Origin of the sequence: Nocardia sp. bgisy134 (assembly GCF_965341865.1) — a bacterium.
Classification (GTDB): domain Bacteria; phylum Actinomycetota; class Actinomycetes; order Mycobacteriales; family Mycobacteriaceae; genus Nocardia.
Map to the genome: position 1 here is coordinate 116,273 of NZ_CBDQZP010000014.1, position 21,122 is coordinate 137,394.

18 protein-coding genes and 2 pseudogenes are annotated in these 21,122 nt (G+C 65.9%); 12 read left to right on the forward strand and 8 right to left on the reverse strand.

The window, feature by feature from the left end:
- Nucleotides 1-7: 7 nt before the first annotated feature.
- On the reverse strand, nt 8-1,063 hold the full coding sequence (locus tag ACRWNM_RS24045; protein ID WP_431970336.1) for a hypothetical protein: 1,056 nt from the start codon (nt 1,061-1,063) through the stop codon (nt 8-10).
- A gap of 546 nt (nt 1,064-1,609) precedes the next feature.
- On the opposite strand from ACRWNM_RS24045, the gene ACRWNM_RS24050 reads away from it, so the two are divergent.
- From ACRWNM_RS24050 to ACRWNM_RS24075, 6 genes are all read left to right on the forward strand, one after another.
- The gene (locus tag ACRWNM_RS24050) at nt 1,610-3,184 is read left to right on the forward strand and encodes an LVIVD repeat-containing protein (RefSeq protein ID WP_431970337.1); all 1,575 of its coding nucleotides are present in this window, start codon (nt 1,610-1,612) and stop codon (nt 3,182-3,184) included.
- A 2-nt stretch (nt 3,185-3,186) separates the two neighbouring features.
- Nucleotides 3,187-3,822, forward strand: a complete 636-nt coding sequence (locus tag ACRWNM_RS24055; RefSeq protein ID WP_431970428.1) for a DUF305 domain-containing protein — start codon at nt 3,187-3,189, stop codon at nt 3,820-3,822.
- An 81-nt stretch (nt 3,823-3,903) separates the two neighbouring features.
- A complete protein-coding gene (locus ACRWNM_RS24060; RefSeq protein ID WP_431970338.1) occupies nt 3,904-4,629 on the forward strand; it encodes a PaaI family thioesterase in 726 nt (241 codons plus the stop codon).
- A 758-nt stretch (nt 4,630-5,387) separates the two neighbouring features.
- A complete protein-coding gene (locus ACRWNM_RS24065; RefSeq protein WP_431970339.1) occupies nt 5,388-5,750 on the forward strand; it encodes a hypothetical protein in 363 nt (120 codons plus the stop codon).
- Between the two features lie 101 nt (nt 5,751-5,851).
- Nucleotides 5,852-8,941 (forward strand): hypothetical protein, encoded by a 3,090-nt coding sequence (locus ACRWNM_RS24070; RefSeq protein ID WP_431970340.1) that lies wholly within the window; start codon nt 5,852-5,854, stop codon nt 8,939-8,941.
- A gap of 61 nt (nt 8,942-9,002) precedes the next feature.
- Nucleotides 9,003-9,893 (forward strand): CHAT domain-containing protein, encoded by an 891-nt coding sequence (locus ACRWNM_RS24075; RefSeq protein WP_431970429.1) that lies wholly within the window; start codon nt 9,003-9,005, stop codon nt 9,891-9,893.
- A 160-nt stretch (nt 9,894-10,053) separates the two neighbouring features.
- Here ACRWNM_RS24075 and ACRWNM_RS24080 read toward each other — a convergent pair whose 3' ends face one another.
- A complete protein-coding gene (locus tag ACRWNM_RS24080; RefSeq protein WP_431970341.1) occupies nt 10,054-10,248 on the reverse strand; it encodes a hypothetical protein in 195 nt (64 codons plus the stop codon).
- A 122-nt stretch (nt 10,249-10,370) separates the two neighbouring features.
- Between ACRWNM_RS24080 and ACRWNM_RS24085 the strand changes: the two genes are divergently transcribed.
- Together ACRWNM_RS24085 and ACRWNM_RS24090 are read left to right on the forward strand one after the other, a co-directional pair.
- Nucleotides 10,371-11,264: a hypothetical protein gene (locus ACRWNM_RS24085; RefSeq protein ID WP_431970342.1), complete on the forward strand. Its 894-nt coding sequence runs from the start codon at nt 10,371-10,373 to the stop codon at nt 11,262-11,264.
- A 98-nt stretch (nt 11,265-11,362) separates the two neighbouring features.
- On the forward strand, nt 11,363-11,653 hold the full coding sequence (locus ACRWNM_RS24090) for a hypothetical protein (protein WP_431970343.1): 291 nt from the start codon (nt 11,363-11,365) through the stop codon (nt 11,651-11,653).
- 462 nt (nt 11,654-12,115) lie between these two features.
- Here ACRWNM_RS24090 and ACRWNM_RS24095 read toward each other — a convergent pair whose 3' ends face one another.
- Nucleotides 12,116-12,889, reverse strand: coding sequence for a MerR family transcriptional regulator (locus tag ACRWNM_RS24095; RefSeq protein ID WP_431970344.1), 774 nt, complete (start codon nt 12,887-12,889; stop codon nt 12,116-12,118).
- Between the two features lie 38 nt (nt 12,890-12,927).
- Nucleotides 12,928-13,830 (reverse strand): alpha/beta fold hydrolase, encoded by a 903-nt coding sequence (locus ACRWNM_RS24100; protein WP_431970345.1) that lies wholly within the window; start codon nt 13,828-13,830, stop codon nt 12,928-12,930.
- Nucleotides 13,831-13,964: 134 nt separating this feature from the next.
- On the opposite strand from ACRWNM_RS24100, the gene ACRWNM_RS24105 reads away from it, so the two are divergent.
- The 3 genes from ACRWNM_RS24105 (at nt 13,965) to ACRWNM_RS24115 (ending at nt 15,496) form a co-directional block, all read left to right on the forward strand.
- Nucleotides 13,965-14,213, forward strand: a complete 249-nt coding sequence (locus tag ACRWNM_RS24105) for a hypothetical protein (RefSeq protein ID WP_431970346.1) — start codon at nt 13,965-13,967, stop codon at nt 14,211-14,213.
- A 472-nt stretch (nt 14,214-14,685) separates the two neighbouring features.
- Nucleotides 14,686-15,156 (forward strand): Zn-ribbon domain-containing OB-fold protein, encoded by a 471-nt coding sequence (locus tag ACRWNM_RS24110; protein ID WP_431970347.1) that lies wholly within the window; start codon nt 14,686-14,688, stop codon nt 15,154-15,156.
- Entirely contained in the window at nt 15,143-15,496 is a 354-nt protein-coding gene (locus ACRWNM_RS24115) for a hypothetical protein (protein WP_431970348.1), read from the forward strand. Before ACRWNM_RS24110 ends, ACRWNM_RS24115 begins: the two co-directional genes overlap by 14 nt.
- A 179-nt stretch (nt 15,497-15,675) precedes the next feature.
- Here the strand turns inward: ACRWNM_RS24115 and katG are convergent, their stop codons facing one another.
- From katG to ACRWNM_RS24130, 3 genes and pseudogenes are all read right to left on the reverse strand, one after another.
- Nucleotides 15,676-17,901: a catalase/peroxidase HPI gene (gene katG / locus ACRWNM_RS24120; protein ID WP_431970349.1), complete on the reverse strand. Its 2,226-nt coding sequence runs from the start codon at nt 17,899-17,901 to the stop codon at nt 15,676-15,678.
- 42 nt (nt 17,902-17,943) lie between these two features.
- Nucleotides 17,944-18,354, reverse strand: a complete 411-nt coding sequence (locus ACRWNM_RS24125; protein ID WP_431970430.1) for a Fur family transcriptional regulator — start codon at nt 18,352-18,354, stop codon at nt 17,944-17,946.
- 198 nt (nt 18,355-18,552) lie between these two features.
- A pseudogene (locus ACRWNM_RS24130) lies at nt 18,553-19,155 on the reverse strand (MspA family porin).
- Nucleotides 19,156-19,196: 41 nt separating this feature from the next.
- Here ACRWNM_RS24130 and ACRWNM_RS24135 point away from each other — a divergent pair.
- A pseudogene (locus ACRWNM_RS24135) lies at nt 19,197-19,523 on the forward strand (AMP-binding enzyme); the annotation flags it as partial.
- 163 nt (nt 19,524-19,686) lie between these two features.
- Here the strand turns inward: ACRWNM_RS24135 and pntB are convergent.
- On the reverse strand, nt 19,687-21,108 hold the full coding sequence (gene pntB / locus ACRWNM_RS24140) for a Re/Si-specific NAD(P)(+) transhydrogenase subunit beta (protein ID WP_431970350.1): 1,422 nt from the start codon (nt 21,106-21,108) through the stop codon (nt 19,687-19,689).
- Nucleotides 21,109-21,122: the final 14 nt, after the last annotated feature.

Below are 21,122 nucleotides of genomic sequence, written 5' to 3' on the forward strand. Positions count from 1 at the left end.
CATGCTGTTACCGCAGAGGGGCGCACCACTCGCGGCGGTAGATGGCCCAATCTTCCGGTGTCGCAGCGAAATCGACGTACAGCGCCACACCGAAGGCCGGTCGCCGAGAGTCATTTCGGCTCAATGCCAATCGGATTGCGCGCACCGCGTTGGCAACCGTCTCCGCCGCGCCGTGATGCCCTGGATCGTCCGCCCAGAAAGCGGGCAGCCCCATCAGCAGGTCGACACTCGCCGGGGTGACCTCGAGCGCGAGCGCGGTCTGCTGAGCGACGTACCCGCCATACAGGGAACCCCACGGCATAGAGGTGTCATACGACATCAGCGCTATCTGATCTACGCGGCGCGCCACGTCGGCGAAATACCCTTGCGACCACCACTTTCCGTGATCGAACACAGTGATTCCGACCGAGTGCAGCCCCGGCAGTGGGTCGATCTGCGGAGCCGACACCGACAGCGGTGCGCCTCGGCTCGCGGTGACGGCGCGCACCTGGTCCAGCAATGTCAGGTAGCCGGACGTGCCCGACCGCACCGGCTCCAGATCGAGGTGGACACCGTCGAAACCGAGGTCGACAACCCTGGTGGCGGAGGCGGTGATGCGGTCGCGGACGGCGGCTTCGTCCAGATGCAGACCGTCGAATTCGGGGGCGACGACGTCGCCGAGCCAGGACTGCACCCGTATCCCGGGCAGTGCACGATGTACCGCATCGACGAACCACTGTGCCCGCGGGTGTAATTCGCCGCGCAGACTGCCGTTGTGCTCGAGCGGGCCGGTGTGCACGTAAAGGTCCTTGATGCCGGTGGCGGCCAACGTGGTCACCAATCCAGCCACGTCGGTGTCGGTTTTTCGGCTGTCGACCCAGGCGTGGCCGAGCCACACCGCGTCCCGCCCTCTGGTGCGCGCGTCCGCGCTGGGTTCACCGGCGAACTCGAATCGCAGTGCGACCGCGGCCGCTCCCACCGGAAGCAGCAGCATCGCAAGCACCAGCCCCGCGGCTACCGTGGCGCGGCGCCGCCGCGACCAACCCCGCCACCGAATCCCCGCGCTCAGCAACCAGCCCCGCACTTTTGTCCCTCCCCGAGCCACGACCCGAGCCGCCTGTCTTGCCTGCCGCTCGCCTCGGTCGATCCCGACACTACCAATTCGCGTCAGCCACAACGCAGACCCACGACCGACGGCTGCGGGCTTGTCTCACCGCACAAGAGAGGCACCACTCCACTTCCCTCCGACGACAAAGTCGGTAGCCCCCTTAACATCGAGAGCTGTCCCAGTAGACGAGACTGTCGGTAACAATCAACGCTCCCAGCCACGGCAGCCCGGGGTCTGTCGTGCAGCTGCCATACAGCGCAATTCTTCACCAAGAGCACCGGCGGGACCAGCGCCAACCCCGTCGACAGCCGCGTACGAGCACTCGTCGACGCGGACGGAAAACCGCTGAGATCAGCCACACCCCGAGCAGCGGGAAAACGCAAGCAACAAACCGAACATTTGGGATTTCTCCAGAACCCGTTCCGCAAGTTACTCCCCATTACTACCATTCAGTCAGATCGTGTCACTGTCCCAGTCAGCGACGCGCTATGACCGCGAACAAGGAAGTGGGGGATCGCAACGATGCACTCTCTGTCACGATTGCGCCGCATCAGACCGGTCGCACTGCTCACCGCTGCGGTGATCACCGCGATGATGGTGCCCGGCAGCGCCTCGGCCGATCTGCAATCCGATATCGCCACCGCCGTCCAGGAATTCCTGGATGTCGGGCGCAAATCGGTGCCACGCGCGGATTGCGGACCGGGCTCGATGCCGGAACCCGGTCTCCAGGGCGACGTGCCCGCTGCCGATCGCGACAGCGGACGCAGCACGCAGGGCTACCGGTGCAACATGTCGATGATCGGCCAATTCGCCGGGCGCGGAGCGAGTATCATATCCGCCAGCTTCGACCACTGCGCCTACATGGGCTCGTTCTTTCCCGGCGACCTGATCGGCGAGGGCCGCGGCGTCCAGGTGCTCGACGTCTCGGATCCGGCCAACCCGCGCCCCACGGTCACCCTCGCCGAACCCGCCATGCTCGCGGGCACGTGGGAGAGCCTGAAGGTCAACGCCGAGCGAAAACTGCTGGTAGGAACCGGCGTCCCGGTCGGCACCGGCGTAGGCTACCTGTCCGTCTACGACATCTCCGACTGTGCGCACCCGCGCCTGCTCAACCCGGGCCCCGGCACCAATCTGCTGATGCCCCTGCCGATCACGACCCACGAGGGCGGCTTCTCCCCCGACGGCCGAACCTACTGGGCATCCGGCATCGCCCCCGGTTTCGTCAGCGCGGTCGACCTCACCGATCCGGCGAGTCCGCGCGTCGTCTGGCAGGGCCTCACCGGCATCGAGGCCCACGGCTTCGGCATCAGCCCCGACGGCAATCGCATGTACCTGTCCGCGCTCGGCGGTTTCACCGTGCTCGACATCAGCGCCGTGCAGCGCCGCGACCCGAACCCGCAGGTGCACCACCTCGGCCGCACCTTCTGGACCGACGGCTGGGCGACCCAGCACAGCATCCCCGTCAGCTACGACGGCAAGCCGTACCTGTTCACTGTCGACGAAGGCGGTTCCGGCGGGGTGAAACTCATCGACGTCGCGAACGACAGCGCACCGAAGGTGGCCAACAAGCTGAAGCTCGAGATCAACCTGCCCCAGCACATCGACGCCAATATCGGCTCTTCGATGGGCGGTTCGGCCTTCTCCTACGAATCGCACTACTGCGCCGCCGACCGGCAGGACGATCCCACGGCGCTCGCCTGCGGCTGGACCTCCTCCGGCATCAGGGTCTTCGACGTGCGCGATCCGTTCGCGGTCCGCGAGATCGCCTACTTCAACCCGCCCGCGCGCACCGGACGCAATCTCGAGCTCTGGAACTCCCCGCACGCGCTGTCCTCGATCATCGGCGTTCCGCTGATGAGCGCACCGCCCGCGGCGCGCGCGGTGCTGGAGGGACAGTTCAACCCGGCCGACGCGCTCACCCCGCGCACCGGACGGCTCGCCTTCGGCGACGTCTCCACCGACTGGTGTTTCTCCCCGCCGGAATGGCGCGGCAACGAGCTCTACGTCGCGTGCTCGGACAACGGGTTCATGGTGCTGCGGCTGGACGACGTGGTGTACACCCCGCCCGCCGACCAGCGTTCGATCGTCGGCTCGTGAGAGTGCCGCGCGGGGCGCGGATCGCCGCGTTCGCCTCGGTCGCCCTGCTCCTGCTGGCGATCGGGGCGGCGCTGCGGCCCCTGGCATTGCCCGAGAAACACACCGCCGCACCGGTACTCGACATCGTCGAGATCGGTTTCGCCCAGGACATGACGGCCCATCACCAGCAGGCGCTGCTGATGACCCAGCGCCTCGATCCGGATGCGGGGCCAACCGTCCGCCGCGTCGCCGAGCAGCTGGCCGACACCCAACGGATCGAGATCGGCACCATGCTGGGCTGGTTGCGCTTGGCCGACGCGTCACCCCTGTCGTCGCGACCGATGACGTGGATGACGAATACCACTGCGGCGCATCAGCATTCGACGTACCCATCGGACGCGCCGATGCTGGGGACGGCGAGCACATCCGAACTCGACGCACTGGCCACGGCGCGGGGCCGTGAGGCCGAGATCCTGTTCCTGCAACTCATGATTCGCCATCACCAGGGCGGGATCACGATGGCCATGGCCGCCGATCGGCAGCTCGACGGCGGGCCGGTCAAAGAGACGGCGCGATCGATGGTGCAGTCCCAGGGCCAAGAGGTCGGCGTGATGAGCCTGCTGCTGACCCAGCTCGGGGGTGAGCTGCTTCCGCAGTGATCGCGCGGCCGCCGTCGGCGCCGTTCGGACCCGCCGGTATCGTCGGTGCCGATAGGGCCGGGAGAGGGTTTGGTGCGGTAGATGATTCAGGTGGACGAGATCACTGTTCCCGAGCACGTCCAAGGCTATCCGGACGTCGCCTTCGGCGGGTTCGTCGCCGGCGTCCTCGCGACTCGCTGCTCCGCTCCCACCGCGCGGGTCGACTTCCGCGCCAAGGTGCCGGTCGGCACACCACTCGCGCTGACGCGCACCGCCGTGAACGGCACCTCCCTCACCGACGCGGAGGGGAAGGTCCTCGCCGAGATCGGCGCGGCGACGCTGTCGCTCGACATTCCGCCCGCGCCGAGCTGGGCCGACACCGAGGCCCTCACGGCGGGCGTCCTCGCGTCGGGCGAACGCCCCGTCACCAACTGCTACGGCTGCGGCGCGGCGTGCGCCCCAGGCCGAGGCCTGCGCTTGTTCCCCTGGGTGCTGCCCGGCCGTGATCTCGTTGCCGCCGCGTGGGTCCCAGACCCGGCGCTGGGCGCGGCGGACGGCAGCGTCACCACCGAGAACGTGTGGGCCGCGCTCGACTGCCCCGGCGGCCATGCGGGATTCCTGCTGTCCGGCATGCGCCGCGGCGCGGTCACCGCCGCCCTCACCGCGACGCTGCTGCGGCCCATCCGCGCGGGCGAACCACACATCGCCCACGCCTGGCCGATCGAGCAGGACGGCCGCAAATACACCGTGGGCATCGCCCTCTCGACCGCGGCGGGCGAACTGTGCGCGATCTCCGAAGCACTCTGGATCGAGCCGCGCGACCGGTAGTCGACACCGCGCGCGAAAAGGAAAACCCCCGGCCGCGGGGGCCAGGGGTTATCGAACTCGATCAGCGCCGAATCACAGCGGAGGAAAACCCGCCGAGCCGGTGGCCAGCCAGTTCCAGAAGGCCGCGGCGCGGTTGGTGATCAGGGCGACAATGTCGAGAACGGTGCTTCCCATACTTTCCTTACCTCTCACATTTGTAAATGCTCGCCGACCCGGTTCCGTCGAGCCAGGTCAGAAGTAGTTTTCCCACTCCATGCTGAGCGGCGAGCACTGCCAGTGTGCCAACAGTGTGCCAACGTGCGGGAACCCGCCCCCTTCCCCGGGTCGCGACAGCGCTCTACCCGGCCGGTGCCGATTCTCCACCCATACCGTCGGTTTCGGCCACCAAACCGGCGCCTGCCTCCGCTCACCTCATGCGCAGTGGCGCGTGATACCAACGACCCCAGGTGCCCTAATCGGTCACGCCGCGCCATCGGGGCGCAGGCTGATCGGATCCATCTCCGACGGAACTGCCGCCGTCGGCGCGGGGTGAAGCACGGCCGTTCGCTGACCGACCACGGCCGCGGCTCGGCTTGCTGGTGCGGTTCGGTCCGTTCCGACCGAGGCCAGGCTCTATGGCGGTGCCGAGGTAATCGTTTGCGCGGGGCCAGTTCGGATCTAGTCGAAGGATCGGATGACGCGACCTGGACCACCCGCCCCACAGCACCTCCACACAACACCCACGGAGCCCCCACGACCGCGAACTATCGTGAGTCGTCATGATCAAGATCCGCCCAATCCCCGCGGCGCTTCTCTATATCCTCGGCTCAGTCCTCCTCGGCCCCACCATCTTCCTGGCCGGCTACCTCATCACCCCCGCAAACGGCGACTTCTGCGACGTAGGGGTCCATGGCTCTCGTGAACAACGCGATCGCGACTACACCCTGATCGACACAATCCAAACCACCGGCGCGATTGTCATGCTCCTGCTCGGCGCGCTCGCGCTCACCTACTTGTGGCTCAACCTCCGAAGGGTAGGCCCGCTCCCCATCGCAGTGCTCAGCGCTGGGATCGTGATCATCGCGTCCGGCTACCTCCTGATCCTGAGCGCCGCGCAATACGGAAACCCGAGCTGCTCCTGACCGCTCGGCCGATAGCCCCACGCGCCCCTATGGACCACCGGCGTAACCCCATCAACGACTCCGCCGTCCAGCTATCCTTGGTCAAAGGCTAGGGGGTTCAGGTGGCCGAGCGGGATTCTCTTGCCGAAACCATCAGGCGCCGTATCGATTACGGCCCACAAGGCGCGATCGGATATCTCGATGTAGGCACCGTCGTCGACGGGCTTCGATACGCCGAGATCCTTCGGAGCGAGGGCGGCACAACTGAGGAGTGGGGGCTGCTCGGTACTCTGCACTGGCAGCGGTTCCAGCATCCCGACGGTGGGCTTCAGCACGATCTCGTCAACGCGATTTGGGCGTTCGCCCACTGTTTCGTATGGGGCGCAGTCGATCTGCCCGAGCAACTGCTTCCGATCCTGGCCGATCAGGTCGAGGGTGAGGCACTCGCGTTCCTCGAGTCGGTCATCGGGTCGGCCGCTGATTCCTCCGATTTCACTGAGGCGGTCGAACTTTGGGAACGCATCCTGAGCGCGACGCCGATCGATCACCCAAACCGAGCTGCGCGGCTGAACAGCATGGGTGGCCTGATGCTGACACGATCAAAGCGGACCGGATCCGAGGAAGACTTCCTTCGTGCGCGCACGCTGTTCGAGGAGGCGATCTCGACACTCTCCCCGGACGATCCGCAGCGCGCCTTCATCCGCAACAACCTCGGCGTGGCACTCCACGACAAATTCGAGCTAACTGGATCGCCGGCCGATCTGGAGCTCGCCATCGAATCCCTGCACGAGGCCGAGACAGTCCTCCCGCTCGACGATCCGTATCGCGCCAGGGTCGTTCCCAACCTGGTGGACGCGCTCGACGCACGGTTCGTCCTGCTCGGCGACGAACGAGATCTGGACGCGGCTATCGAGTTCCGGCGGGAGCGGATCGATCGAACAGATCCTGGTGATCCGGACCGATACCGTCAGTTGGGGAATCTGGGTGCCGCGCTGAATCGCCGGTCCATGATCTCCGGGAGCAGCGCCGACCTCGATGAAGCGATCGACCTGCTGAGTACCGTGATGGCGAATTCCGCCCCGAACCCCCGTGCCGCGGGCAGAAGCGCCCTGCTCAACGATCTCGGAGCCGCGCTCGCGACGCGTGCTAGCCGGATCGACGCTCCAGGAGATCTCGATAGGGCCATCGCACTGTTCGACGAGGCCGCCGCGAGCGCCGACTCCGGACAGTTCCAGACTCTCTGCAATATAGGTGAAGCGCGGACCGATCGCTTTCTGAACCGCGGCGAGATCGATGACATCGACACCGCGGTGCGAGCCTTTCGAGACGCCTTCGCGCTGGACCCGGATCCGTTGTCGCACGCGAGCATTGGTTTGTCCATCGCGCTCTGGCACCGTTACGAACGCCTGGGCGCACTGGACGACCTGAACGCCAGCATCGATCTGCTCGATTCTCGGCTCGACAGCCTCCCCGACGACAACTTCCCACCGGTCGAGGAGCTGGCCAATCTGGGCACGATCCTCACAGCGCGGTTCGAGCACTTGGGCACAGTCCCCGACCTCGATCGTGCGATTCGAATCCACCGACAAGCCGAAACCCTTGCACCCATTGGCCATCCCGCGCGACCGAATGTTCTCAACAGCCTCGGAACAGCTCTCAGAGTGCGGCATCGACGGTTGGCTGTCCGATCCGACCTGGACGAAGCGATTCGATATCTCGTCGAGGCGGTGACCCTTGACACCGGATTCTTGAAGGGACAGATACTGCACAATCTCGCCACGGCACTCGTGTCGCGGTTCACGGTCACAGGCGAGATCGCCGACCTCGACGACTCGATCCGCGGCTATCGGGAAGCTCTGCATTCGGTCGCCGACCGGGACAGACCTGGGATTCTGAGCAGTCTGGGACAAGCCCTCGGCGACCGGTTCAAGCACCTGGGCAATCCCGAGGATTTGGATGCGGCGCTGGCCGCTGGCGCCGACGCCTTGGCCGAAGTGCCCGAAGACCATCCGGAACGATCACGCTTCCTCAACCATCTGGGAAATCTCTTCGAGATCCGATTCGAACGACTGCGCGATCTGGCCGACGCGGATGCCGCGATCCTTCGGCACCGGGAGGCGGTCGCCACCACACCCGACGATCATTTCGAGCGCGCGGGATATCTATTGAGCCTCGGGAATGTGCTCCTGAAGCGATATCAAGTGGCACACAATCGCGCCGACCTGGACGCCGCTGTGCGTACCGCGCGCGAGGCTGTCGACCTGGTGCCCGAGGACAGCGCCGAGCGCGCAGCTGTACTGAATCTGCTGTGCAGCACCCTGACCAAACAATTCCAGGAGTCGCACCACCGTAAGGACATCGACGAAGCGGTCACCGCCGCCAGCACCGCAGTGGACGGCACTCCACTCGGCCACTACAACCTCACCGCAGAACTCAATACCTATGCCACTGCTCTTCACGCCCGGTTCCAGCAATTCGGTAATCCCGACGACGCTGCGGCTGCGATGACCGCACTCGAGCGGGCCGTCGCGGAACCCTCCGCGGGTACTTGGGTGCGTATTCAGGTGGCCCACACTGGAGCCGATCTCCTTGCTGTGCACGAACCCGCCCGCGCCGCAGAACTTTTGGCCACCGCGGTAAGTCTCCTGACTGACGTCGCACCGCGTCGATTGAAGCGCGCCCATCAGCAACAGCAGATGGCGGAATTCACCTTCGTGGCCTCGGATGCGGCCGCGCTGCTGCTCGCCGACACCTCCCGTCCCGCCCACGAAAGGGCCAGCCGAGCCCTGGAGACGCTGGAGGCCGGCCGGGGTGTACTACTCAGCCAGACCCTCGAGACGCGCAGCGACATCACCGAACTGCGCGCGGCACCCAACTTTGGCTGCCCGGTTCGAGGAGATGCGGGACGCGCTGGACACACCCGCCGACCCGACCGCGCCCGCGGAGTACCGCGAGTCGCTAGCGTCCGATTTCGCTCTGCTGCTCAACCAGATTCGCGGACTACCACGCTTCGGCTCGTTCGGGCTTCCTCCGACTGCTGCACAACTGATCCGCGAGGCAGATCACGGCTCGGTAGTGACGATCAATGTGAGCAGATACCGCAGCGACGCCATACTGCTGACCGGTCACGGTATTCACTCACTCGAATTGCCCGCTCTCACACTGGAGGCGGTCTTCGAGCAGGTACGTGCCTTCCATACGGCTCTGGCTGATTCGCTGGAGGCCGAGTCGTCGATCACGGTCCGGCGCACTGCAGAAGCACGGCTACACGAGGTGCTCGCATGGCTGTGGGATGTCGCCGCCGAGCCGATCATGAATGCGCTGGATCTGACGTCCGCCGGCGAACCGCTTCCCCGTCTCTGGTGGGCACTGAGCGGGCTGCTCGGTCTCCTACCCATGCACGCTGCAGGACATCATGGCGAAGGTGACAATCGCACGGTCCTGGATCGGGCTGTCTCGTCCTACATTCCGACGATTCGCGCGCTCGGCTACGCCCGCCGGATGGTGAAACCTGGCACGAACTCCGACCAGTCACTGATCGTGGCCATGCCGAGCACGCCAGGCACCCTCGACGGCGATCTCCCCTCGGCGCTCGACGAGGCAGCCAAGATAGAGCAGTTGCTACCGCTGCCGATCACCCTGTTCGAATCGAACGAGCCCGCCGATCACCAGGATCGGACCCCGACGGTATCGACAGTCCTCCAGCACTTGACGGACTCTGCATACACCCACTTCATCTGCCACGGCTTCAGCAGCCCCGACGATCCGTCACAGAGCGGCCTGCTGCTCCACGACCACCAAGAGCAGCTGCTCACAGTCGGCAGCCTGGCGGGAACCAGACTCGCCAAGGCCCGGCTGGCCTATCTGTCCGCATGCGACACCGCGCTCAACAGCAATCTGAAGCTCCTCGACGAATCGATACATTTGGCCGGCGCCTTCCAACTCGCCGGATTCCCCCATGTCATCGGGGCATTCTGGGCGATCTCGGACGAGTACTCCGTGGCGGTGGCCGAATCCTTCTACCGCGCCTTGTCCACTGGTGAGGCCGGTCGATTGAATGCTGATCACGCCGCCAGGGCGCTACATCGAGTTGTACGCACCGCCCGTGATCGTTCACCGATGGCTGCCTCGAAGTGGGCCGCATACCTCCACACCGGCGCATGAGCTGTAACTGATACTGCGCGAGCGCGATTCGCGCAGCGCAAGCCAGACCGGTCGACGATACTGGTGCCATCGGATCGGGCGAATCGGAGGGCCGGTGGGGGTCGACATCAGAGTCAAGATCTCGGCCTTCTGCCTTCAACTGGCGGACCCGAGTTTGGAGTCACTGGCGCGTGACGCCGGTCAGTTGGAGATATACATGCGTGCGCGCACAGCCTTGGAATCCGGCACCATCGAGCCGACGCTCGAAGCCGATCTCGATGCTCTGCAAGCGATCGTGCTCGCAGCCACCGGACACGGCCTGTACCCAACCACGCAGCGTGGCTTCGGCTTCCTGCCTGGTGCCGCCCGTGGCCACTCGGCGCAGATATGGGTCTGTCCTCGTGCTGCCTGCGCCGGACGCGGACGAGTTCGCCCCGGCCAACACACTCCCACCTGCAATGCCAGCGGAGAGCCCTTGCAGCCGGAACAACTTGCGCCATGAACGGATTCCTCACCGAGGTGGCCAAACGACTGGCCGAGCGATGGGCTGTTCTCCTGGCCTTCCCCGGGCTCCTCTACCTGGCCACCGTCGCGATCGCGTACACGCTGGGTTGGGGGCACGCGCTGGATATGCGCCGATTGAATGATCAGATCGTCAGGTGGGCACAGGATCCCACCCTACGGTCGGTCGGCGGAAGCATCCTCATCATCGTCGCTACTCTGCTCGGCTCTGTCGCCCTCGGGCTTGCCGCGGCGACGCTGGGACGCGCGGTCTCCTTCGTCTGGACCATGCCGGGGCAACGCCCGCCAGCAGTGTGGCTGACCAGATGGCGACGAAATCGGTCCCAACAGGCCAAACGAGATGCCGACGAGCCATTTTCCAACGCCGACCAGATCCGCGCCGCCATCAGCCGAGCCGATCGCATCAGCCCCTTCGAAGCCGACCGGCCGACCTGGATCGGCGACCGGCTGCTGGCCAGTCGCCTCCGCATCGACCGCGTCTACGGCCTCGATCTCGACGCGATCTGGCCGAGGCTCTGGCTGATCGTCCCCGAAACGACCCGAACCGAACTGAACGGAGCACGCGACGCCTACACAGCATCTGCCCGTCTCATGGGTTGGGCGTTGCTCTACGCGGTGTTGACGTTCCGATGGTGGCCCGCGGCCCCACTGGCCCTGATCATTTCGATCACCGCCCAGGTGCGCGCTCGCGAGGCAACCGCGATGCTGGCCGATCTGCTCGAGTCCACAGTCGACCTGCACGCCCGCGAACTAACTACCCAACTCGGCTTCCCCGACCCCGGCGGGCCAGTGACCACAGACGAGGGCCGAACAATCACATTCCACACTCGAAAATCTCGGTGGGACCCTAATTCACCTGTGTCAGAGTAATCTTCGTATCGGCTCCGTCGCCGGGCAGTCCTCAAGCAGGTAACGATCTTGCCCACGGAGACCTCGATCATCGCGATGATCGAGGCGATGAAAGGGCTGTGCGGTCCGAAGATCAAGAAGTGGTTCGGGAAGCCTGCCAAACCAACGACGACCAGGGCCGCCGCACGGATCATCCGGTGGGTGCGCAGGTCGCGGTGTCCTTTTATCTACGCGCTGTGACGCGCTGCGCCGAGGACCTGGTGGACTTCGACCAATTCATGGCCGACTTCGCCGTGCCGACGGAGGTCGGCCAGGACCTGACACTACTCAGCGTCGAGTATCTCCGTGGCGACACCAGCTTCGACGACGAGATCGCCGAGTTTCTCGACGTTGTGGATGCGCGACTCTAACCAGGGCTGGTGTCGTGGCGTAGTACGACCCGGTATTCCCAGGCATCCCATAGCGGGTGAGTCGCTGAATGTCGTTGATCGATTAGGATTTCCTGGCCGTCGATTTTCTATGCGCTCGGCGGCGAGGCCGGTGCCTTCGAGCAACAGCAGAAGATCCGCGGGGGTGTAGCAACGTCCGAACTGGTCCAGCGCCCGCTGGTCCGACTCCCGCATCTGCGGACGGCCCCACCAACCCGACGCGGTGTCGAAGAAGGGCTTCACCCACTCCACGGGCGACCTCCGACACGTTCGGACGCCAGCTGCGGGCGCCAGGAGAATACGGACACAAACCGAGATTCTGTGCTGAATTCGATAACAGCGCTGGCGAATTTCGATGTCGTATGAGCTGGCTGGTGTGTGCGTGGAACCTCGCCCGGCCATCGGCAACAGTGCCGTGCCACCCGAACCGGTCTCGCCCGGTACCTACTCCTGTGCCGGGTTCAGGTGTCGTGTCCGGCGCTGTTCGGCACGGTGGGCGAGCGCGTTGACGATGCGTTGCCAGGCCGGTGAGGCCTCGGAGATCCTGGAAGAGATCAGCTTTCGGGTCGTCGGCAGGCCGGTGTGTTGTTCGTGTTCGATCTCCCAGGCGTCGAGGTCGTCGATGAGCTGGTTCAGGCGGGGATCGTGCGGGTCCCAGTCGACGGAGTGATCGACCGCGAGATACAGGCGCGTCGTCTCGGGGTCGTCGAAGTCGGCGTTCTTGTCGCGGATCCGCTGGGGCATCGAGTTCGGGTCGAGTGCTTGCCGCAGGATCCAGGAGTCGCGCTCGAGTCGTACCCGCTGTTCGCTGATCCCGAGACCGCGCATGCGGTTCAGGATGGCGACCACCTCGGGCGGCAGGACAAGCCCTTCGCCGCTTGCCAATTCGGAGATCCGGCCGCGGTATTCGGTGAGCTGGTCGATCTTGCGCTGCAATTCGGCGTCGATATCGGTGATGGCCGTGGCGAATTCGGTGGGCTGCGCGTGCAGCAGCGCGTCGATTCGGGCCAGCGGAACACCGGCGTCGGCGAGGGTTCTGATCCGGATGAGATCCACCGCCGCTTGGGCGCTGTAGCGGCGGTAGCCGGAGGCATCGCGCTCGGGCTCGGGCAACAGGCCGACGTGGTGGTAGTGGCGAACGGTGCGCACTGTCACGCCTGCGGTCGCGGCGAGTTGGCCGATCGTGAGCACCGTCCTCCTCGGGTCTACGCCGAACATGATCGCGTCGAGTCTAGGGGCCGGCAGTGCGGGTGAGCTCAGCGGCGAGTCGCCCGGTCGACGACGTCGCGGATCGCCTGGACCACGGCATCGGGGCGGTCGAAGCAGAGCCGATGGTGCACGGTGTCGGAGAGAATGCGTTGTTCCCCGTGCGAGACCGCGCTCACCAGCGCCGCGTCCATTCGCCTCCTGCCGTCATGCATCAACTGCCGCGCCTCCGCCTGCTGGGCGGGGTCGGTGCCCAGCACGCTGAGCGCGATCACCGGAACATCGGGAAGGTTCGGCCCCGCCCGCAGCTCGGTGGCCAGTCCGGTCACATTGCTGCGCTCGGCGATGCCGACCCGGATCCATTCGTCACTTTCCTTGGCATCGATCAGCGAGTGCCGGATGTGCTCCGGGTAATCCGCGAGCAACTCGGCGCGCATTTCGCGCAGGGCCGGGCGCAGCTGTTCGAGTTGTTCCAGATCAGGCCCCATCTGCTCGGCCGCGGCCAGCTGCATCGCGGGCGGCATGAAGTCGTCCCAGTCGCGGTGCAGGCCGTCCAACCAGACCAGTCCGGCCACGTCCCGCGGGTACAGCTGCGCGAACCGATGCGCGTAGAAGCCGCCGAGAGAGTGTGGCGCGAGAACGTATGGGGCGGGGATGTGCTGGGCGCGCAGCAGCTCGCGCAGTTCCGTGGCGACCGCGGCGGCAGTCCGCGGCAACGGGAGGGGGTCGCTGTAGCCGGTGCCGCCGCGGTCGTACACCACCGCGGTCGTGAATTGCGAAACCTGTTGCTGGACACCGAGATAGTCCAGACCGACCGCGCTCGCGCCCGGCAGGAACACGACGGCAGGTCCGCCGCTGCCCAACCGATGCACGAACATGCGGCGGCCTTCGACTTCCTGGAACCCACCGACCGGCGGAGCGAGCCGAGCCGAGGGAGTGCTGTTGTTCGTCATGCGACAAGCCTCCAACCCTGACGCACGGTCAAGGTCAACCCTCGCCCAACCAGGTCTACACCGCGAACGCGGGTGCCGCGACATGCCTGTCCGGTGGACAGTAGGTACGCCATGCTTCGGCCGGACGATCGACCGTGGCGCCGACCCAGGCCTTCGACGACGCCGAGGCGGAGGAGCTCTGGCGCTTGCGGATCCGGGAGGGAGTCCTCCTCGCCGACACCCCACTGCTTGCCGTGCAACTCGCCTTCGAGGCAGGCAGCCGACTCGTCGACGTAGCATTCCGCCGCGCCCGCACCGGCGACGAGACCACCATCGCGGAAGCGAGTCGCCTCGTCACCGCGTACCTCGCGACCCACTCGGAAGACGGCAAGGCAGACGCCTGACCTCGTTGCGGGCCAGATCGGCAGTGTGGAACCGTCGGAGTGCGGCCGTCAAGCCGGACAGTCCGGCGCCCACGACGACCGCGTCCACGCTCTCGGGGTTGCCTGCCACGACCATCTCCGTCCTCGAGTCGATCCGCTGGGAATCCGCCTCGCCCTCGTTGCGTGAATTCGAACTCAAATCGAAATCGCAATTGAGATCTACGTCACACTGGCGCGGCGCATGATGTCTTCGCCGATGATCGCAAGTTTCCGCAGGTCGAGGACGTGGCACGGCCCCCGAATCCGCGCCGCTGCGTCGGAGCCAGGCAAGCGGATACCCGCGGAGCCGACGACGCCGAGCACTCCACACGGGACGCGCTATAAACACTGACCCGCCAAAAATAGGTATGCCCCGGGCCGATCGACCGTCGCGAAAACACCCCCGCGCAGAAGACGCTGGAGAAACCGTCAGCACCATTTCGCGGAGGTCGCCATGTACTCACCTGATCCGGAGAACACCGGCAGCGTCGGCGACGCCAACGGACCGCGCGTGGCGGACACATTGATGATCCGCCGGTGTACGCGCTGCGAGAAGCTGTTCGCGCCGCTGACCGCCGACTGCTCGTTCTGCGCGGCCGACAGTCTCGAGTGGGTGCCATCGTCGGGCGCCGGGTCGATCGTGTCCTGGCGCGTGGTGGAACGCGCCGCCACCGGAGTGCCTGGCGGACTGATGCCGCTGACGATCGCCATAGTCGAACTCGAAGAGGGGCCGTGGGTCTACACCTCCATCGAGGGAGAAGTCCCGGCGCTCGCGAGTCGCCCGGTGCGTGTGCAATTCCAGCCGTGCCCCTGGGAGGACAGGTTCCCGGTCTTCACCGTCGATGCCGATTCCCGAAGCTCCGGGGACCAACGCAGGTCCCATGACCGCATCGGCGCCCGATCGGAGAAGCATGCGCTCGCCTGACCAACCGCACGCAAAGGTTGGCCATAACGCCTCATGGGTTCGCACCGCGTTGCACCAATGCCACACTCTCGAGACCGGCAAGTCGTTCGATCCGCATTCGAAGTCGGTAGTCGTTTTCGCGATCCGATGGGCCCCGTTCGGCGGCGCCACCACCGAGGAAGTGTTCTTGAATTTCGGCGTCAGCCGTCAGCGGTTCCTGCACATGGTGAGCGATGCGCTCAGCCCGCGACGGTCGGACAATCAAAGGAACCGTCAGCTGAAGAAGTATCTACTGCAATCGCTGAACCTGGCGTGGGGCGCCAATCCCATCCTTCCGCCGCCGTCGCGTATCACCACATAGCGACCCGGAAGGACGGCCCGAGCGAGACCGCAGCCGATTCGCGGCGAGCAGGTTCGCCGCTCAACCACATGTGGTGGCGAATCGGCGTCCCGGTAGTCGTTCGAACAGCCGCGAGCTCGAGTGGGGGACGCACAGTTGCCCCGCAGATCCCGGGAATCTGCGGGGCAACCGGTGCGATGTCAGGCCAGGTCGAACCGGTCCAGGTTCATGACCTTGTCCCACGCGGCGACGAAGTCGCGCACGAACTTCGCTTTCGCGTCGTCGGTGGCGTACACCTCGGCCAGCGAGCGCAGTACCGAGTTCGACCCGAAGAGCAGGTCGACGCGGCTGCCCGTCCACTTGGTCTGGCCGGTGGCGGTGTCCTTGCCGACGTACGTGCCGTCGTCGGCGGGGCTCGGCTCCCAGCTCACGCCCATGTCCAGCAGGTTCACGAAGAAGTCGTTGGTCAGCGACTCCGGTGCGTCGGTGAAGACTCCCAGCGGGGACTGCTGGTAGTTGGCATCGAGGACGCGCAGGCCGCCGACCAGGACCGTCATCTCCGGGGCGGTCAGCGTCAGCAGGTTCGCCTTGTCGACCAGCAGGTACTCCGCAGGAAGCTGCGGCGCCTTGCCGAGGTAGTTGCGGAACCCGTCGGCCTTCGGCTCGAGCGCGGCGAAAGACTCGGTGTCGGTCCACTCCTGGGTCGCGTCGGTGCGGCCCGGGGTGAACGGCACCTCGATCTCGACACCGGCGTTCGCGGCGGCCCGCTCGACCGCCGCGACACCGCCGAGCACGACCAGATCGGCGAAGGACACCTTCTTGGTTCCGGTCTGCGCCGAATTGAACTGCTCCTGGACGCTCTCCAGCGCGCGGATGACCCGGATCAGCTCGTCGGGCTCGTTGACCTCCCAGCCGAGCTGCGGCTGCAGACGGATGCGGCCGCCGTTGGCGCCGCCGCGCTTGTCGCTGCCGCGGAACGAGGAGGCCGCGGCCCACGCGGTCTTGACCAGCTGCGCGATCGGCACGCCCGTGGCCAGGATCCGGCTCTTGAGGTCGGTGATGTCGGCGGCGTCGACGAGGTCGTGATCGACGGCCGGGATCGGGTCCTGCCACAGCAGTTGCTCGGCGGGTACCTCGGGACCGAGGTAGCGGGCCACCGGGCCCATGTCGCGGTGGGTCAGCTTGAACCAGGCGCGGGCGAAGGCATCGGCGAACTCGGCCGGGTTGTCCTTGAACCGGCGCGAGATGACCTCGAATTCGGGGTCGAAGCGCAGCGACAGGTCAGTGGTGAGCATGGTGGGCAGACGCTTCTTCGACGAGTCGAAGGCGTCGGGGATGATCGCCTCGGCGTCCTTGGCGACCCACTGGTGCGCGCCCGCGGGGCTCTTGGTGAGCTCCCACTCGTAGCCGAAGAGGATCTCGAAGAAGTCGTTGGTCCACTGGGTCGGCTTGGTGGTCCAGGTGACCTCGAGGCCGCTGGTGATCGCGTCGGCGCCCTTACCGGAGCCGAAGGAGCTCTTCCAGCCCAGGCCCTGCTGTTCGATCGTGCCGGCTTCGGGCTCCGCGCCGACCAGGCTCGCGTCGCCCGCGCCGTGGGCCTTGCCGAAGGTGTGGCCGCCCGCGATGAGCGCGACGGTCTCCTCGTGGTTCATCGCCATCCGGCCGAAGGTGTCCTTGATGTCGACCGCGGCCTTGATGGGGTCCGGCTCGCCGTTGGGGCCTTCGGGATTGACGTAGATCAGGCCCATCTGGACCGCACCGAGGGGCTGCTCGAGCTCACGCGCGCCGCTGTATCGCTGGTTGCCACCGAGCCATTCGGCTTCCGGGCCCCAGTACACATCTTCCTCGGGCGCCCACACGTCCTCGCGGCCGCCCGCGAAGCCGAAGGTCTCGAATCCCATCGACTCGAGGGCGACATTGCCTGTCAGGATGAACAGGTCGGCCCAGGAGATGGCCTGGCCGTACTTCTTCTTGACCGGCCACAGCAGGCGGCGGGCCTTGTCGAGGTTGCCGTTGTCGGGCCAGCTGTTGAGCGGAGCGAAGCGCTGCTGTCCGCTGCCCGCGCCGCCGCGGCCGTCGTGGATGCGGTAGGTGCCCGCGCTGTGCCAGGCCATGCGGATCATCAAAGGGCCGTAGTTGCCGAAATCGGCGGGCCACCAGTCCTGCGACGAGGTCAGGAGGTCGGCGATATCGCTCTTGACCGCCGCCAGATCCAGTGCGGAGAAGGCGGCCTTGTAGTCGAAGCCCGAGTCGAGCGGGTTGCCTTCCACGGTGTTCTGCGCCAGCACCTTCAGGTTGAGCTGGTTGGGCCACCATTCGTGGTTTCCGCCGCCTTGCAGCGGGTGCCGCAGACGTCCGGTGACGGGGCAGCCGCTTGCGGTGGGTTCGGTGTTGGCCTCACCGATGGGCGGGTGTTCTACAGACATGCCGGTCCTTTCGGGGATATGGGGTGAGCAGGCTGTACTCGTTCAGGCGGTACGGCCATCGGCCGTCGAACATGCGGGGCAGCGGCCCCAGTAGATGACCTCCGCCTCGTCCAGGACGAAGCCGTGGGCGTCGGACGCGTCGAGGCAGGGCGCCTCGCCGATCGCGCAGTCGACGTCGACGACCACTCCGCAACCGCGACAGACCAGGTGGTGGTGGTTGTCGCCGACCCGGGTCTCGTACCGGGCGACCGAACCCATCGGCTGGATGCGCCGCAGCAGATCCGCTGCGGTCAGCGCCCGCAGGACGTCGTAGACGGCCTGATGCGAAACGGCACCGACGTTTTCGCGCACCCGGAGGAGAATCGAGTCCGTGTCCGAGTGCGGATGGTCGTGCACCACTCGCAGCACCGCGAGGCGCTGCATGGTGACCCGAAGCGAGGCGTCGCGCAGCATGCGCTCGAAGTCAGGTTTTCTGGACACATTCAAAAACTTTACACACTCAAGATATGACAGCGTTTCGAACGAGCGAAATGTGACCTGCGCCACAGAATTCGACCAAGTCGCAACGAGTGAACGTTCGAAGATGCGGCTGGGCGCGCGGCCTTCCGCCGCGGGCCCGGCCGATCCCTGTTACTCACCCCAAGAGCGTCGTCACCCGAGACCGAAGGGCTGACCCCACAGCGTCACCCAGCTGGTGACGCTCTCGGTCACGATCTCGACGCTGACGAAAGCACGCGCCTGCGCGTAACCACCACAACCGGTCAGGCCGATCGTCTGATCCGCCCAGGACACCGACCCGTTTCCGCCGGAGAACACGTTGTAGACCTTGCGATCTTCGGCGCCGAAGTCGTCGGCCTTCTCTCGGTCGAGGATGTAGAACGACTTCGCCTGCCCCGGGCCGAGCGAAAAGCTCACCGCTCGCGCTCGCGCCGACGCTCGCGTTGCCCTCCCAATCGGAGGCGCCTTCCACGCCACCGCCTGCGCCGCCACCGGCGATATCGACCTGACAACCCACGACGTACCCGGGAACGATGAGACCACCGGCTTCCGCGCCGGTGCCTGTGAGCTCGACCTGGGCGGTGGCCGACACCCAAGCATTGCGGTGCACGGGAGTGGAACCCCGGGAAGGATTGATATCGGCCGACTCACCGACGAGCCGCACCGTCACCACGGTGCCGTCGGAAAGCGTCTTCACCACTTCCCACCGGGCAGCGGAACGAAAGTATCGGCCTCGGCCGTGCTGGTGGCGAACAGGCTGAGCGCGAGACTTGCAGCCGCGCCGAAACTTACCCGCGCAACTGAAAGACCTGATCATCCGCGGCGGCTACAACGTCTACGCCGGCGAGGTGGAGGAGGTTCTGTACGAGCACCCCGATATCGTCGAGGCCGCCGTCGTCGGCGTTCCCGATGATCACTACGGCGAAGAGGTCGCCGCACTCGTCGCCGTGCGGCCCGGGACCGTGGTCACCGTGGACGAGATCTCCGCATGGAGCAGGGCGCGGTTGTCCGCGTACAAGATTCCGCGCATCATCCGGTTCGTCGACGAGCTCCCGAAAGGCCCCACCGGCAAGATCCTCGAGCGCGGTATCGACCGAGATGCTCTGCGCAACGCACCCGCATGACAAAGGACCTCGAGACACAACTCGGTGGCCGCTGAACCCCCGACCAGACTGGTCGGCAACAACCGATCGGCATCGTGTCCGATGCCGATCGGTTGCGCAGGCTGCTGATCATCTCAGGCTATATCGGAGGCATCTGCGTTGTCTTACAGCGCCTTTCGAAGGCTCACAGCGCCTTCAAGATGTCCTCGACCCGGTCCTTCGCATCGCCGAAGATCATCGCGGAGTTCTCCCGGAAGAACAGCGGATTCTGAACACCGGCGTAACCTGCGGCCATCGATCGCTTGAACACGACGACATTGTCGGCCTTCCAGACCGTGAGGACGGGCATACCGGCGATCGGGCTCTGCGGGTCCTCCGACGCGGCCGGGTTGACGGTGTCGTTGGCCCCGATGACCAGCACGACATCGGTGTCGTCGAAGTCGTCGTTGATCTCGTCCATCTCCAGGACGATCTCGTAGGGCACCTTCGCCTCGGCCAGCAGTACGTTCATGTGGCCAGGAAGACGGCCCGCAACGGGATGAACACCGAAACGCACGTTCACGTCGCGCTCGCGCAGCTTGCGGGTGAGTTCGGCGACGCCGTACTGGGCTTGGGCAACAGCCATACCGTAGCCGGGGGTGATGACCACGGAGCCGGCCTCGGCAAGCAGTTTCGCGACACCCCCTGCGGTGATCTCACGGTGCTCGCCGTAGTCGGTGTCGCCTGCCGGGCCCGCCGCGATGCCGAAGCCGCCTGCGATCACCGAGAGGAAGGACCGGTTCATCGCCTTGCACATGATGTAGGACAGGTAGGCACCCGACGAGCCGACCAGGGCGCCGGTGATGATGAGCAGGTCGTTGCCGAGCAGAAAGCCGGACGCGGCGGCCGCCCAGCCGGAGTAGCTGTTCAACATCGACACCACGACCGGCATGTCGCCACCGCCGATCGAGGCGACCAGATGCCAGCCGAGCAGCAGTGCGAGCACGGTGATCGCGACGAGCGTCCACAGCTGTGGCTCGATGACGAACCACACGACAAGCGCGGCGAACAGCACCAGCGCACCGACATTCAGAATGTTCTTGCCCGGCAGCATCATCGGATTGGACTTCATTCGTGCCGAGAGCTTGAGATTCGCCACGATCGAGCCGGTGAACGTCACCGCGCCGATGAACACGCCGATCGCGACTTCGGCCGAGTGGATGCCCAGAAGCCCGTCGACGCGAAGGAGATCGGCATCGGCGCCCTGTGGATGGCGCTCGATGTGAAGGTAGCCGTTCCAGCCGACCAGGACCGCGGCCAGACCCACGAAGGAGTGCAGCAGGGCGATCAGTTCGGGCATCCCGGTCATCTCGACGATCCGGGCGCGCCACAGACCGATCACTGCGCCCAGCGCCGTGGCGCCGACCAGCAGAACCAGGCCCACCGGCTCGATATCTCGGCTGATCGCGAGCACAACGGTCGCTGTCAGTGCCACCGCCATGCCGACGATGCCGAAGGTGTTGCCTGCCTTGGCCGTCTCGTGTTTGGCCAATCCGGCCAGCGCCAGGATGAACAGCAACGCTGCGACGATATAGGCCGAGGTGGCAACGGTCTCAACGGAAATCATGGGGATCCATTCCG